This window comes from Thauera sp., assembly GCF_035444905.1.
GTDB lineage: Bacteria > Pseudomonadota > Gammaproteobacteria > Burkholderiales > Rhodocyclaceae > Thauera.
The window spans coordinates 66,141-79,581 of record NZ_DAOMPS010000003.1 but is presented as its reverse complement, the minus strand read 5'-3'; the positions used below and the strand labels follow the sequence as shown (position 1 = coordinate 79,581).

Below are 13,441 nucleotides of genomic sequence, written 5' to 3'. Positions count from 1 at the left end.
TGTCTTCCTGAGCTTGTCGTTATGCTTGGGGAGACCCGGACAGCGGCGCGCGGCCTGCCGCCCGGATCGCGGGGGGATTGGGCAGGGGCTTACTCGATGGCCGAGGCGGACTTGGCCATTTCGCGCAGGGCGAACTTCTGGATCTTGCCGGTCGAGGTCTTGGGCAGGACGCAGAACTCGATGTGCTTGGGCACCTTGTAGCGCGCCAGGTGTTCGCGGCAGTGGGCGATGATGTCGTCGGCGGTGACGCCGGCGCCGTCCTTGACCTCGATGTAGGCCGCCGGCACCTCGCCCCACTTGGCGTCGGGGCGGGCGACCACGGCGGCGGTCATCACCGCGGGGTGGCGGTACAGCACCTCTTCCACTTCCAGCGAGGAGATGTTCTCACCGCCCGAGATGATCACGTCCTTGGAGCGGTCCTTGATCTTGACGTAGCCGTCCGGGTGCATGACCGCGAGGTCGCCGGTGTGGAACCAGCCCCCGGCGAAGGCCTCGTTGGTGGCCTTCTCGTTCTTGAGGTAGCCCTTCATCACCAGGTTGCCGCGGAACATGATCTCGCCCATGGTCTCGCCGTCGGCGGGCACCGGCTCCATCGTCACCGGGTCGAGCACGGTGATCGCTTCCTGCATGTGGTAGCGCACGCCCTGGCGGCCGTTGCGCTCGGCGCGGCGGTCGATCGGTAGTTCGCTCCACTCGGGGTGCTTGGCGCACACCGAGGCCGGGCCATAGGTCTCGGTCAGGCCATAGACGTGGGTGATGTCGAAGCCGATGCGCTCGGCGCCCTCGATGATCGCCGCCGGGGGCGCAGCACCGGCGATGAGGCCGGCGACGCTGTGCCCGATGCCGGCGCGCAGCGCGTCGGGGGCGTTGATCAGCATGCCGTAGACGATCGGCGCGCCGCACATGTGGGTCACCTTGTGACTGCGGATCAACTCGTAGATCAGCGCCGGGTCGACCTTGCGCAGGCAGACGTTGACGCCGGCGTTGGCGGCCAGGGTCCACGGGAAGCACCAGCCGTTGCAGTGGAACATCGGCAGCGTCCACAGGTACACCGCGTGCTGCGGCATGCCCCAGCTGATGATGTTGGAGGCGGCGTTCAGGTAGGCGCCGCGGTGGTGGTAGACCACACCCTTGGGGTTGCCGGTGGTGCCCGAGGTGTAGTTGAGCGCGATCGCATCCCACTCGTCGGCGGGCAGGCTCCAGGCGTAATTGGGGTTGCCGCCGGCGAGGAAGTCCTCGTATTCGAGGGTGCCGACGCGCTCGGTGCCCGGGTACTCGGAATCCAGGGCGTCGATGACGAGCGGCTTGTCGCCGTCGAGCAGCGCGAGCGCGGCGCGGATCACGGCGGCGAACTCGGGGTCGGTGATCAGCACCTTGGCCTCGCCATGCTTGAGCATGAAGGCGATGGCTTCGGCGTCGAGGCGGGTGTTGAGCGTGTTGAGCACGGCGCCGGTCATCGGCACGCCGAAGTGGGCCTCGAACATCGGCGGCACGTTGGGCAGCATCACCGCCACGGTGTCGCCCTTGCCCACGCCGTGGGCGACCAGCGCGCTCGCCAGGCGGCGGCAGCGCTCGTAGGTCTGTGCCCAGGTATAGCTGCGCGCGCCATGCACGACGCTGGTGCGCGTCGGATACACCATGGCCGTGCGCTCGATGAAGCTGAGCGGCGACAGCGGCACGTAGTTCGCCGGATTCTTGTCCAGTCCTTGTTCGTATGCAGTCTTCGACATCCTTCTCCACTCCCAGATGTGCAACAGGTTGGCGATCGGGATGGCAGGCGCGGGCACGGGCCGGACCTCCATACCGTCGGGTATGGAGAATGGCAAAAGATCTTGTCGGTAATTGCGCGAGAATGTACTGAATCTTGTCCTGGCCTTCTCCGAGTCCGGCGTGGGCATAGAATCGGGCGTTTGGTGCCCGCGGCCGCGGGTCGAGCGGGGGCGTCACCAGGGATGAGTCGGGAGCAACACATGTCGAGCGAGGAGCGCCTGAGCCACAGCGAACTGCGCCTGCGCCAGATCACCGACACCATCCCGGCGCACGTCGGCTACTTCGACCACGACTGGGTGTTCCGCTACGGCAACAAGCGCTACGCGCAGTGGTTCGGCACCACCAGCGAGGCGATGAAGGACCGCCCCATCCTCGACGTGATCGGCCCGCACGTCTTCGCCCAGGTCGAGGACAAGGTGCGCCGCGCGCTCGCCGGCGAGCAGGTGAGCTACGAATACAGCATGCCCGGCCCCGGCGGTGAGATCCTGTTCACCCGCAGCACCCTGGTGCCCGACTTCGGCCCCGACGGCGAGGTCATCGGCTGCTATGTGCACGCGGTCGACGTCACCGAGCAGCGCCGCACCCAGACCGCGCTCGCCCAGGCGCAGAAGATGGAGGCGATCGGCCAGCTCACCGGCGGGCTCGCGCACGACTTCAACAACATGCTGACGGTGGTGATGGGCAACCTGCAGGGCCTGGTCGAGGCACTCGGCGATCATCCCGCGGTGGCGGAATACGTCGAGCCGGCACTGGCTGCGGCCGAGGGCGGGGCTGGCCTGGTGCGGCGCCTGCTCGCCTTCTCGCGCCAGCAGCCGATCGCGCCGGTGGTGGTCGAGGTCAACGAGCTCGTGCTCGACATGGCGCGCATGATCCGGCGCTCGCTGCCGAGCACCATCGCCATCACCACCGCCTCGCGCGACGTCGACCTGCACGCCCTGGTCGACCCCAACCAGCTCGAGAGCGCGCTGCTCAACCTCGCCCTCAACGCCCGCGACGCCATGCCCAACGGCGGCGAGCTGCGCATCGAGTGCTCGCTCGAGTGCCTGGAGGGCCGGGCGGCCAACGATATCGAGCTGCCGCCCGGCTGCTACGTGCAGATCGCCGTCGCCGACAACGGCACCGGCATGGACGGCGCCACCCTGGCACGCGTCTTCGAACCCTTTTTCACCACCAAGACCTTCGGCCGTGGCAGCGGCCTGGGGATGGCGATGGTCTACGGCTTCATCAAGCAGTCCGGCGGCGGGGTGCGCATCCGCAGCCGCCAGGCGGTGGGCACCACGGTGTCGCTGCTGCTGCCGCAGGCGCCGCGCGAGGCCGCGCCCACGGCCGTGGCGGCGGCGCGCGCGCCCGCGCCCGAGGTGTCGCTGCAGGGTCGCCTGGTGCTGCTGGTCGAGGATGACGACAAGGTGCGCGACGTGGTGCGCAAGCAGCTCTCGGCGCTGGGCTGTGCGGTGCTCGAGGCCGAAAGTGGCCACGAGGCGGCCGACATGATCGAGAATATCCCCGCGATCGGGCTCGTGCTGTCGGACATCGTGATGCCGGGTGGCATGGATGGGCGGGCGCTGGCGCGCTTCGTGCGCCGCTTCCGGCCCGAGGTGCCGGTGGTGCTGATGAGCGGCTATGCCGAACGGGCCGAAGCGGGGCGCGACGACGCCGAGGTGCCGGTGCTCGACAAGCCCTTCCCCCAGGAACGCCTGGTCGAGGTGCTGCACGCCGTACTCGCCTGATCGCGCGGCCGACGTTGGCTGACGTCCCGAGGGTGTCGGGTAAGCGAGCGCGGCGCGCCCGTCATTGTTCAGGCCCTGGGTGGCCAGACCGGAATGCGCGGAGGTTGGGATTTGAGCGACAAGGCACAGGCCCTGGTTCACGTGGTCGAGGACGATGCCGCGGTGGCGCGGTTGATCACCAGCACGCTGGGGCGCTTCGGCTACCGCAGCGCCGTGTTCCCGACCGGCGGCGAGTTCCTGCGCCAGCTGCGTACCCAGGCCCCCGATCTCGCCATCCTCGACCTCGGCCTGCCCGACATGGATGGCATGGAGGTGCTGCAGCAGCTGCGCAGCCGCCACCGCTTCGGCCTGCTCATCGCTACCGGACGCGACGACACTCATGATCGCGTGATGGGCCTGGAGCTGGGCGCCGATGACTACGTGGTCAAACCCTTCGAGCCGCGCGAGCTGATCGCCCGCGTGCGCAGCATCCTGCGCCGCTATCAGCCCGAGCCGGCCGTCGGGGCCCAGCCGCCGGGCACGGCCCACTTCGCCGGCTGGTCCTTCGAGCGCGCCACCCATCGCCTGGTGTCGCCCGAGGGCGTGGAAGACACGCTGAGCCTGGCCGAGTCGCAATTGCTGATCGCCTTCCTCGAGCGTCCCAACCAGATCCTGTCGCGCGAGCAGCTGCTGGCCGGGCGCGACGTGTGCGCGCTCGACCGCAGCATCGACCTGCGCGTGTCGCGCTTGCGCAAGCGCTTCGAGCAGGGCGGGCACAGCGGCAAGTTCATCAAGACGGTGTACGGCGCCGGCTACCTGCTGGCGGCGACGGTGAGCTGGCGCTGAGGCCGGGGATGCACACCATGCGCCCCACCGGGGTGCCGGCCAGGCACGACCTTGCCCGCCAGCCAGCCGGTGAACAGCAGCACGCTTGCTGATTGGGCTCAAAGGCGTGCTCGAGCCCGCCTGAAGGTGATGCGCGCCAGCGAGTCCTCGAGGGTGTCGCTCAGGCGGCGGATGTCGTGGATGTCGTCTTTGCCCGCGTCGCCTATCGGGGCCGGCCATAAGGCATACCAGCAGTTGGAGCGATCGCGGTGGCGGCTGTCGCCGGCCATGATCTCGACCTCGAGGAGCAGCGCTGACGCGAACTTTTCTCGGCGGAACTCAGGCCGGGGGGACCCGCGCTCGGGCCCCCTGCCAGCCGCCCCCGAGTGCCTTGTACAGATTCACCGCGTTGCCCAGCCGTGCCAGGCGCAGTTGGGCGAGCTGGTCCTGGGCCGCGAACAGGGCGCGCTGGGCGTCGAGCACGGTGAGTAGACCGTCGGCGCCTTCGCGGTAGCGCAGCTCTGCCAGGCGCAGGCTGCGCTGGGCCTCGGCGAGGATCTCGCGTTGGGCGGCTTCCTGGCGGGCGTCGCGTGCGCTGTCGGACAGCGCGTCTTCCACTTCCTTGAGGGCGACGAGGAGGGTGCGGCGGTGGGTCTCGAGCAGTTCGCGCTGGCGGGAGCGCTGGAGCTCGACTTCGGTGCGCAGGCGGCCGCCGTCGAAGATCTGCTGCAACAGGCTGGCCGACAGCGACAGCGTGCGCGTGGTGTCGGCCAGCGAGAGCAGGGCGGTGCTGCCGACACCTGCACCGGCCGACAGGCTGATGCCGGGCAGCAGCGCCGCGCGGGCGGCGGCGATGTTGGCGGCCGCGGCGTCCAGGCGGGCCTCGCTGGCGGCGATGTCGGGGCGGCGCAGCAGCAGCTCCGAGGGCAGGCCGGCGCCGATCTCCGGCACCTGCAGGCCGTCGAGGCGCTGGTCGGCGGCGAAGCTGGCCTGCGGGTTGCGGCCGAGCAGGATGGCGAGCGCGCTGCGCGTCTGGCGCAGCTGCACCTCCAGCGGTTCGATCGCCTTGCGCTGGTTGAGCACGGTGCTGCGCTGCTGGCTGAGCTCGAGCGCCGACGCCGCGCCGTTGTCGTAGCGGGCCTGCACGACGCGCAGTACACGCTCGGCGATGGCGAGATTCTGATGTGCGATGGCGACGCGTTCCTGCAGGGCAAGCGCCTGGAACCAGGTGCTCGCGACGCTGGCGCTCATCGACAGCCGGGCAGCGTCGTAGTCGTAGAGGGTGGCGGCGAGGCTGGCGCGGCTGGCGTCGACGCCGGCGGCGATGCGGCCCCACAGGTCGAGCTCGTAGCTGGCGCCCAGGCTAAGGTCGGTGGAACCCGATTCATTGCCATCGACGTTGCGTGTGCCGCTGCCGCCGCTCAGGTTCAGCGCCGGAAACAGCGAGGCGCCGGCCTGGCGCAGCGCGAGTTCGGCCTGTGCCACGCGCTCGGCCTGGATGCGCAGATCGGGCGCGGTGGACATCGCTTCGGCGACGAGCGCATCGAGCTGGGCGGAGCCGAAGCTTTGCCACCAGTCTGCGTGGATCGCGTCGGTGCTTGCGTCAGTGCTGGAGGTGGCACTTTCGGCCCATGCGGCCGGCAGCTCGATCTGCGGGCGGGCGATCGGTTCGGTGATCGCACAGCCGGTGACGAAGAGGGCGGCAAGGACGGGGAGGAGGCGGCGTCGCGCGAGCGGCATGGGGTCGATACGCGGTGTCATCGCGCCCACGCTCGCTGCGTTGGCGTTGGCGTTGGCGTGGGCGTGAGAGCGGGTTTGGGCTCGGATGTGGTGGATCATTCGGAGGCGAGGGCCACCACCGGGTCCAGGCGCGCGGCCTTGCGCGCTGGCAGGTAGCCGAAGATCAGGCCGGTGAGGAAGGCGCAGCTGAAGGCGAGCACAACCGGCGTCAGCGAGTACTGCACGGCAGTGCCGAAGCGCTCGATGATGGCCGCGCTGCCCAGCCCGACCGCCACGCCGATCAGCCCGCCGACGGCGGATACCACCAGCGCCTCGATCAGGAACTGCTGCAGGATGTTCTTCATGCGCGCGCCGGTGGCCATGCGGATGCCGATCTCGCGCGTGCGCTCGGTGACCGACACCAGCATGATGTTCATGACGCCGATGCCGCCCACCAGCAGCGAGATCGCCGCCACCGTGCCGAGCAGGATGGTGAGCGTGTTCTGCGTTTCGGACACGGTGTCGATCACCGAGGCCATGTTGCGGATCTGGAAGTCCTCCACCCCATGGCGGGCGAGCAGCAGGTTGTGCACCTCGGCCTGGGTGTCGTCGATGCGCGCGACGTCTTCCACCGCCACGGTGACGTTGCGCAGGAAGCGCTGGCCGGTGATGCGCAGGCTGCCAGTGGTGTAGGGCACGAAGACGATGTCGTCCTGGTCCTGGCCCCAGGGCGTGGCGCCCTTGGGCGACATCACGCCGACGACCTGGAAGGGGATGTTGTTCACCAGCACGAACTCGCCCACCGCGCCGCGCGCCGGGAACAGCGCATTGGCCACGGTCTGGCCCAGCACCGCGACGGTGGCGTAGCGTGCCTCGTCCTCTGCGCTGAAGAAGGTGCCGCTGGCCGGCGCCCAGGTGCGCGCCACCACGTAGTCGGCCGAGGTGGCGTTGACGCTGCTGCGGTGGTCGACGTTGCCGGCGCGAAGCGTGATGGTGGCGCCCTGCTCCGGCACCGAGGCGAGGATGTTGGGCAACTCGGCGATGGCCTGCACGTCCTCGATCACCAGGGTCGCGGGGGCGTCGCGCCCGCGCGTGTTGGGGGCGCCCGGGCGCACGGTGAGGAGGTTGGTGCCCATCGCGCTGACCTGGTCGATCACCTTCTGCTTGGCGCCATCGCCGATCGCCAGCATCGCGATCACCGAGGCGACGCCGATGACGATGCCGAGCAGCGTCAGGATGGCGCGGAACAGGTTGGCGCGCAGCGCGCGCAGCGCGGTGCGGGTGGCTTCGACGACGTCGGACAGCGGCGAGGTGCGATCGACGTGGGGCGCGAAGTCGGGCTCCTCGCCCTGCGGCGGGCGCGGGCCGGGGTCGGCGACGATGCGGCCGTCGCGGATCTCGATGATGCGGCTGGCCTGCTCGGCGACCTCGCGCTCGTGGGTGATCAGGATGATGGTGTGGCCGGCGGCGGAGAGTTCGCGCAGCAGCTTCATGACCTCGGCCCCGCTCTTGCTGTCGAGGGCGCCGGTGGGCTCGTCAGCGAGGATGATGCGCCCGCCGTTCATCAGCGCGCGCGCGATCGACACGCGCTGCTGCTGGCCGCCGGAGAGCTGGCTCGGACGGTGGTGGATGCGCTCGGCCAGCCCGAGGGTGCCGAGCAGTTCCTCGGCGCGGGCGTGGCGCTCTTCCGGCGGCATGCCGGAATACACCGCCGGCACCTCGACGTTGTCGCGCGCGGTGGCGCCGCCGATCAGGTTGTAGCTCTGGAACACGAAGCCGAAGGCCTCGCGACGCAGGCGCGCGAGCGCGTCGCGGTCGAAGCCGGCCACGTCCTCGCCCATGAAGCGGTAGGTGCCGCTGGAGGGGCGATCGAGGCAGCCGAGGATGTTCATCAGCGTTGACTTGCCCGAGCCGGACGCGCCGACGATGGCGACGAACTCGCCGGGATGGATCTCGAGGTCGATGCCGTGCAGCACCCGCGTCTCGACTTCACCCGTGATGAAGCTGCGCGTGATGCCGGCGAGCGCGATCAGGGGCACCGCGCCGGGCGCCGGCTGTGCCTCGCAGGGCGCAGCGGCCCGCCTCGCAGCCTCGTGCGCTGGCGCGCCCATGTCGGCAGGCGGGGGGAGTCGCTCGGCCTTCATAGCCGCGGCGTCATCTGGGGACGACTGCCGGAGGTGCCGCCGGTGCTGAGGCCGGAGACCACGCGCTCGCCTTCCTGCAGTCCGCTCAGCACCTGCGCCTGGACGCGATTGGTGACGCCGATCTCGACCGCACGGTCTTCCAGTGCGCCACGTTCGCCGACGACCCGGACCGCGGCCTTGCCGCCCGCGGCGGGGACCCCGCTCGCAGCAGGGCCGCGCCCCTGGCCCGGGCCGCGGCCGGCGGCGCTCGCCTGGGGCGGTCGCGGCGCGCCCTGGCTGAGCGCGCCCATCGGGATCAGCAGCGCGTCCTTGGCCTGGGCGACGATGAAGAAGACCTGCGCCGTCATCTGCGTCATCAGCCGGCCGTCGGGGTTGGGCACGTCGAAGAGCGCGTTGTAGAGCACGACGTTGTTGGTCACGGTGGGCGTGGGCTCGATCTTCTCGAGCGTGCCGTGCCAGCGCTTGCCGGCGCCGCCCAGGGTGGTGAAGTAGGCCTCCATGCCAAGCTTGAGGCGGCTGACGTCGGCCTCCGAGACCTGGGTCTGCACCGTCATCGTGCTGAGGTCGGCAATGCGCATCACCACCGGCGCTTGCTGGTTGGTGTTGAGCGTCTGGCCCTGGCGGGCGGTGATCGACACCACGGTGCCGGTCATCGGCGACAGGATCCGGGCGTACTGCAGGTTGGCCTCGTCGGCGCGCAGCGTCGATTCGATCTGCTCGATCTGCGCGCGCAGGGCTTCGAGCTGGGCCTCGGCCGACTTTGCCGAGGCTTCGGCCGTCTGCAGGCTTTCCTTGGTGGTGGCGTCCTCGGCCATCAAGGCCTGCTGCCGGCGCAACTGGATGCGGGCGAGGGCGAGCTGGGCCTCGCGGTCCTTCAGTTGCGCGCGCAGGTTGCGCAACTGGGCGCGCGAGGCGTCCACCCGCGCCAGGTAGACGGTGGGATCGATCTCGGCGAGGAGCTCGCCTTCTTTCACCTCGGTGCCGACCTCGACATGGATCTTCTCGAGCTGGCCCGAGACCTGGGCGCCGACGTCCACGTAGTTTCGCGGCTGCAGCGTTCCGGTGGCGGTGACGACGTCCTCGACCGTACCCCGCTGCACGTTGGCGAACTGGTACGGGGCGAGCGGATCGCGCTCGCCGAAGAGCTGCGGCCAGGCGAACCAGGCGCCACCGGCGAGGGCGGCGGCCGCGATCAGCAGCACAGGCCGACGCCAGCGCGGGCGTGCAGGTTTCGAGTGGGGGCTGAGGGGGGTAGGCATGTTCCGTAGGGGCTCGACCGTCTGCGCGGCCGCCTGGAGAGGTATTCGACAGTGGGAGCATAGCGGCAGGCCTGCTCCGGGTTTGTATCGGATTGAAGCACGCTTCGCGCCAGAAAGACCCGGTGGCTCCAACTTCGTTCATCGCCTCAATGCTTGATTAAAGTCAAGATTCGATGTTGTTCCTTGTCGTCTAATGGCGGCGAAATCTGGATCAGGTCTAAAGGGGAGCGGGACTCCGCCTCGCGGGCAGCTGGGCCCGTGTGCGCAATTCGCTGTGAAAACAAGGAGAAGCATGATGTTGAAGCTGAAAGCCGTGGGAGTGGTGGTGGCGCTGGCCGTGGCCGGGGGAGCGTGGGCGGCAACGGTCCGTGACGAGCCGATCAAGCCGATCGAACCGGCCAAGGTTGCCGAGCCAGCGAAGGTCGAACTGGGCAAGAAGCTGTGGTTCGAGCCCCGCCTGTCGATGTCCGGCATCATCTCGTGCAACACCTGCCACAACCTGTCACGGGGCGGCACCGACAACCTCAAGACCTCCATCGGTCACGGCTGGAAGGCTGGCCCGGTGAACTCGCCGACGGTACTCAATTCCAGCCTCGCCATCGCGCAGTTCTGGGACGGCCGCGCCGCCAACCTGCAGGAGCAGGCCGGGGGGCCGATCCAGGCCGACGTCGAGATGAACATGCCGCACACGCTGGCGCTCGACGTGCTGCAGTCGATCCCGGGCTATGTCAGCGAGTTCAAGGCCGTGTTCGGCAAGGAACAGATCGACATGGACATGGTGACGGCCGCCATTGCCGCCTTCGAGGAGACTTTGGTCACCCCGAACGCGCGCTTCGACCAGTGGCTCAAGGGCGACGACAAGGCCCTCAACGCCAACGAGCTTGCCGGCTACACGCTGTTCAAGGAAAGCGGCTGCGTCGCCTGCCACAATGGCCCGGCCGCAGGCGGCACCTCCTTCCAGCGCATGGGTGTGGTCGAGGCCTACCAGTCGACCTCGCCGGCCGAGGGGCGCTCGGCGGTGACCGGCGTGGATGCCGACCGCTTCAACTTCAAGGTGCCCACGCTGCGCAACGTGGAAATGACCTACCCCTACTTCCACGATGGCGAGGCCGCCACGCTGGAGCAGGCGGTGGATATCATGGGTCGCCTGCAGCTCGGCCGCACCTACAGCGAGGACGAGATCGGCAACATCGTCGCCTTCCTGAAGACGCTGACCGGTGACCAGCCGCAGATCACGATGCCGATCCTGCCGCCGTCGAGCAACGCCACGCCGCGCCCGGATCCCTTCAAGTAAGGACAAACGGCAGGCAAGGCGACAGGCGCCCGTGGGATCAGCCGCGGGCGCCTGTTGACGTTGACGGGCGAAGAGGTTCAGCATTTCGACGTCGCCTGCGAACGCAGCAGGCACGTACAAGACCCCGGCAAGCCCGATTCTGACCAGAGAGACCGCCATGTATAGCCCCTCCGACGCGATTGCTTGCCTGCGCAAGGCGGGCGTGCCGGTCACTCACCAGCGCATCGAGATTGCCCGCGTGCTGTTCTCTGCGCCCGTGCACATGTCCGCCGACCAGATCTGGGAGCAGGTGAAGCGCTCTGCGCCCGAGGTGTCGCGGGCTACCGTCTACAACACGCTCAAGCTCTTCTCCGAAAAGCAGCTCGTGCGCGAGCTCTTCGTCGACCCGCAGCGCATCGTCTATGACTCGACGACGACGCCGCACTTTCATCTCTACAACATGGATACCGGCGAGGTGCGCGACCTCGCTGCCGACGAGATCGAGGTGATCGGTGCGCCGCGCCTCCCCGAAGGGGTGGAGCTGCAGGAGGTCGATGTGATCGTCCGGGTGCGCAACCGCGGCGCCTGAGCCCGCGCGGCTGCCCTCATCCCTCGGGCAGTGTCACGAAGCCCATTTTCTCGATGCCCGCGCTGCGCGCCTTCGACATGACGTCGGCGATCGTCTCGTAGCGCGTGTTGCGGTCGGCGCGCAAGTGCAGTTCCGGCTGCGGCGTCTGTGCCGCTGCAGCGGCCAGGCGTGCAGGCAGGGTGAGCACGTCGATCTGGTCCTTGTTCCAGAAGATCCCGCCCTCGGCATCGAGCGACAGCGCGATCGTCTCCGGCTTCTGCTCGGTCGGTGCACTCGAGGCCTGCGGCAGGTCGATCTTGACCGAGTGCGTCAGCAGCGGGGCGGTGATCATGAACACGATCAAGAGCACCAGCATGACGTCGATCAGCGGGACCATGTTGATCTCGCTCTGCAGCGGGCGGTTGTCGCCCTGGCTGAATCCGCCGAAAGCCATCATGCCGCTCCGTGGTTGGCGGCAGGCGTGGCGCCCAAGCTCGCGAGCCTGGCGCCATCGTCCTTGTCGTCGTGGCGCGCGGTCGCGGAGGCAATGCGCGAGCCGGTCGAGAAGGCCGCGTGCAGGTCATGGGCGAAGGCGTCCAGCTCGGACAGCTCCACGCGGTTGGCGCGCGTGATGGCGTTGTAGGCGAGCACCGCCGGAATGGCGACGAACAGGCCGAAGGCGGTCATGATCAGCGCCTCGCCCACCGGTCCGGCGACCTTGTCGAGCGTGGCCATGCCCGAGGCGCTGATATTGACCAGGGCGTGGTAGATGCCCCACACCGTGCCGAACAGGCCCACGAAAGGCGCGGTGGAGCCGATCGAGGCGAGCACGGTGAGGCCTGACTCGAGGGCCGCGGTCGACAGGGCGATCGACTTGCGCAAGGCGCGCGTGATCACCTCGTCGGCATCGAGGGTGCCGCCGAGCGTGTCGTTGCGGGTGTGGCGGCGCACGTGCTGGGCCGCGGCCGCGCCCTGCTCGGCGAGGGCCTCGAAGGGCGAGTCGGGGGCCTGCTGATTGAGGCGCTTGAGCCCGCTGTCCAGGTCGGGCGCGGCCCAGAAGGCCTCGACCGCTTCGGCGTGGCGGCGCGCGCGCAGCTGGCGCAGCGCGCGCATCAGGATCAGGTACCAGCTGGTGATCGACATCAGCAGCAGGATCACGCCCACGGCGCGGATGATGAAGTCGGATTGCGCCCACAGGTGGGCGAGGCCGAATGCCTGCGAACTGTCCATGTTCAGTTTCCCTTGAGTTTGAAGACGATAGGTACCAGCACCCAGGATTCGATGGCGCGCTCGCCCTGGCGGGCAGGCACGAAGCGCCAGCGCGACACGGCCTCCTGTGCGGCGCGGTCGAGCCGTTCGGAGCCGGAGCTGGTGCGCAGCTCGATGCGATTGGGCTGGCCGTCGGCCGATACGAGCACGCGCAACATCACCTGGCCTTCCTCGCGCATGCGGCGCGACACCATCGGATAGGCCGGCGCCGGATTGTTGAGGTAGGCGGCGTCGAAGCGGGCCGCCGTGATCGGCGCCGCCACCGGGGCGCCCGTGGTCGCGGGCGCAGCTGCGGCCTCCTGGCGTGCGACCGGCGGCGCCGGGCTGGGTTCGGCGACGGCGGGCGGGCTGTCCTCGGCCGTGCGCAAGGCCGTGGGCGACTCGGTGAGCGCTTTGGGGGGCACCTGTTCAGCGACCGGCTTGGGCGGTGGGGGCTTGCGCACCACCGGCTTCGGCGCAGGGGGCGGTGGCTGGCGCAGCTCGGGCGGCGGTGCTTCGGGTGGCGGTTCCACGCGCGGTGGGGGGGCGGGCGTCGGTTCGGGGGCAGGGGGCCGCGGCGCTTCGACGACCGGGGCCGGCACCGGATCGGCGGCCAGCAACGAAACCTGGATCGGCTCCGGCTGCGGCGGGATGACGGGATCCTGGCTCAGGTGGGCGAGGGCGGCGAGTCCGCCCAGATGCAAGGCCACAACCAGGGCCGCAAGGCCGATGCGACCGCCAGCGCCAAGCGTGGCGGACTGGGCAGCCGCCGCTGCGACCCCGCGCGTGGGCACCTCGTGCGCCTTGTGGGGCGCATCCGGAGTGGAGGCGTCGGCGGCGGCAAAATTGGGCAAGTCGATCAGTTGCGCGGCAGGTGCGGCAGGCAGCATCGTCAGGGGGCGGGGCTGCGCCCCTTGACGGGGCGGGTG

General features: G+C 69.5%; 12 protein-coding genes. 4 read left to right on the top strand and 8 right to left on the bottom strand.

The window, feature by feature from the left end:
- Nucleotides 1–89 precede the first annotated feature (89 nt).
- Complete coding sequence (locus PLC66_RS02395) at nucleotides 90–1,730, bottom strand: acyl-CoA synthetase (protein ID WP_324537541.1); 1,641 nt, start codon at nucleotides 1,728–1,730, stop codon at nucleotides 90–92.
- 240 nt (nucleotides 1,731–1,970) lie between these two features.
- Here PLC66_RS02395 and PLC66_RS02390 point away from each other — a divergent pair, with 240 nt between their 5' ends.
- Together PLC66_RS02390 and PLC66_RS02385 are read left to right on the top strand one after the other, a co-directional pair.
- Nucleotides 1,971–3,497, top strand: a complete 1,527-nt coding sequence (locus tag PLC66_RS02390; protein ID WP_324537539.1) for a PAS domain-containing hybrid sensor histidine kinase/response regulator family protein — start codon at nucleotides 1,971–1,973, stop codon at nucleotides 3,495–3,497.
- Nucleotides 3,498–3,608: 111 nt separating this feature from the next.
- Nucleotides 3,609–4,322: a response regulator transcription factor gene (locus PLC66_RS02385; protein ID WP_324537537.1), complete on the top strand. Its 714-nt coding sequence runs from the start codon at nucleotides 3,609–3,611 to the stop codon at nucleotides 4,320–4,322.
- Nucleotides 4,323–4,420: 98 nt separating this feature from the next.
- On the opposite strand, the gene PLC66_RS02380 is transcribed toward PLC66_RS02385, so the two are convergent.
- The 4 genes from PLC66_RS02380 to PLC66_RS02365 all read right to left on the bottom strand — a co-directional run bounded on the left by PLC66_RS02380 (nucleotide 4,421) and on the right by PLC66_RS02365 (nucleotide 9,423).
- A complete protein-coding gene (locus PLC66_RS02380) occupies nucleotides 4,421–4,591 on the bottom strand; it encodes a hypothetical protein (protein WP_324537535.1) in 171 nt (56 codons plus the stop codon).
- A 49-nt stretch (nucleotides 4,592–4,640) separates the two neighbouring features.
- Complete coding sequence (locus PLC66_RS02375; protein WP_324537682.1) at nucleotides 4,641–6,041, bottom strand: efflux transporter outer membrane subunit; 1,401 nt, start codon at nucleotides 6,039–6,041, stop codon at nucleotides 4,641–4,643.
- A 95-nt stretch (nucleotides 6,042–6,136) separates the two neighbouring features.
- Nucleotides 6,137–8,164: a MacB family efflux pump subunit gene (locus PLC66_RS02370; protein WP_324537533.1), complete on the bottom strand. Its 2,028-nt coding sequence runs from the start codon at nucleotides 8,162–8,164 to the stop codon at nucleotides 6,137–6,139.
- Entirely contained in the window at nucleotides 8,161–9,423 is a 1,263-nt protein-coding gene (locus PLC66_RS02365) for an efflux RND transporter periplasmic adaptor subunit (protein WP_324537531.1), read from the bottom strand. The genes PLC66_RS02370 and PLC66_RS02365 overlap by 4 nt, the downstream gene beginning before the upstream one ends.
- A 295-nt stretch (nucleotides 9,424–9,718) precedes the next feature.
- On the opposite strand from PLC66_RS02365, the gene PLC66_RS02360 reads away from it, so the two are divergent.
- Both PLC66_RS02360 and PLC66_RS02355 read left to right on the top strand, forming a co-directional pair.
- Nucleotides 9,719–10,717 (top strand): cytochrome-c peroxidase, encoded by a 999-nt coding sequence (locus tag PLC66_RS02360; RefSeq protein WP_324537529.1) that lies wholly within the window; start codon nucleotides 9,719–9,721, stop codon nucleotides 10,715–10,717.
- A gap of 157 nt (nucleotides 10,718–10,874) precedes the next feature.
- Nucleotides 10,875–11,285 (top strand): Fur family transcriptional regulator, encoded by a 411-nt coding sequence (locus tag PLC66_RS02355; RefSeq protein ID WP_324537527.1) that lies wholly within the window; start codon nucleotides 10,875–10,877, stop codon nucleotides 11,283–11,285.
- Nucleotides 11,286–11,301: 16 nt separating this feature from the next.
- Here the strand turns inward: PLC66_RS02355 and PLC66_RS02350 are convergent, their stop codons facing one another.
- From PLC66_RS02350 to PLC66_RS02340, 3 genes are read right to left on the bottom strand one after another with little or no spacing between them, the layout of a single operon-like run.
- The gene (locus tag PLC66_RS02350; RefSeq protein WP_324537525.1) at nucleotides 11,302–11,718 is read right to left on the bottom strand and encodes an ExbD/TolR family protein; all 417 of its coding nucleotides are present in this window, start codon (nucleotides 11,716–11,718) and stop codon (nucleotides 11,302–11,304) included.
- On the bottom strand, nucleotides 11,718–12,494 hold the full coding sequence (locus PLC66_RS02345) for a MotA/TolQ/ExbB proton channel family protein (protein WP_324537523.1): 777 nt from the start codon (nucleotides 12,492–12,494) through the stop codon (nucleotides 11,718–11,720). Before PLC66_RS02345 ends, PLC66_RS02350 begins: the two co-directional genes overlap by 1 nt.
- 2 nt (nucleotides 12,495–12,496) lie before the next feature.
- Nucleotides 12,497–13,402 (bottom strand): energy transducer TonB, encoded by a 906-nt coding sequence (locus PLC66_RS02340; protein ID WP_324537521.1) that lies wholly within the window; start codon nucleotides 13,400–13,402, stop codon nucleotides 12,497–12,499.
- Nucleotides 13,403–13,441 lie beyond the last annotated feature (39 nt).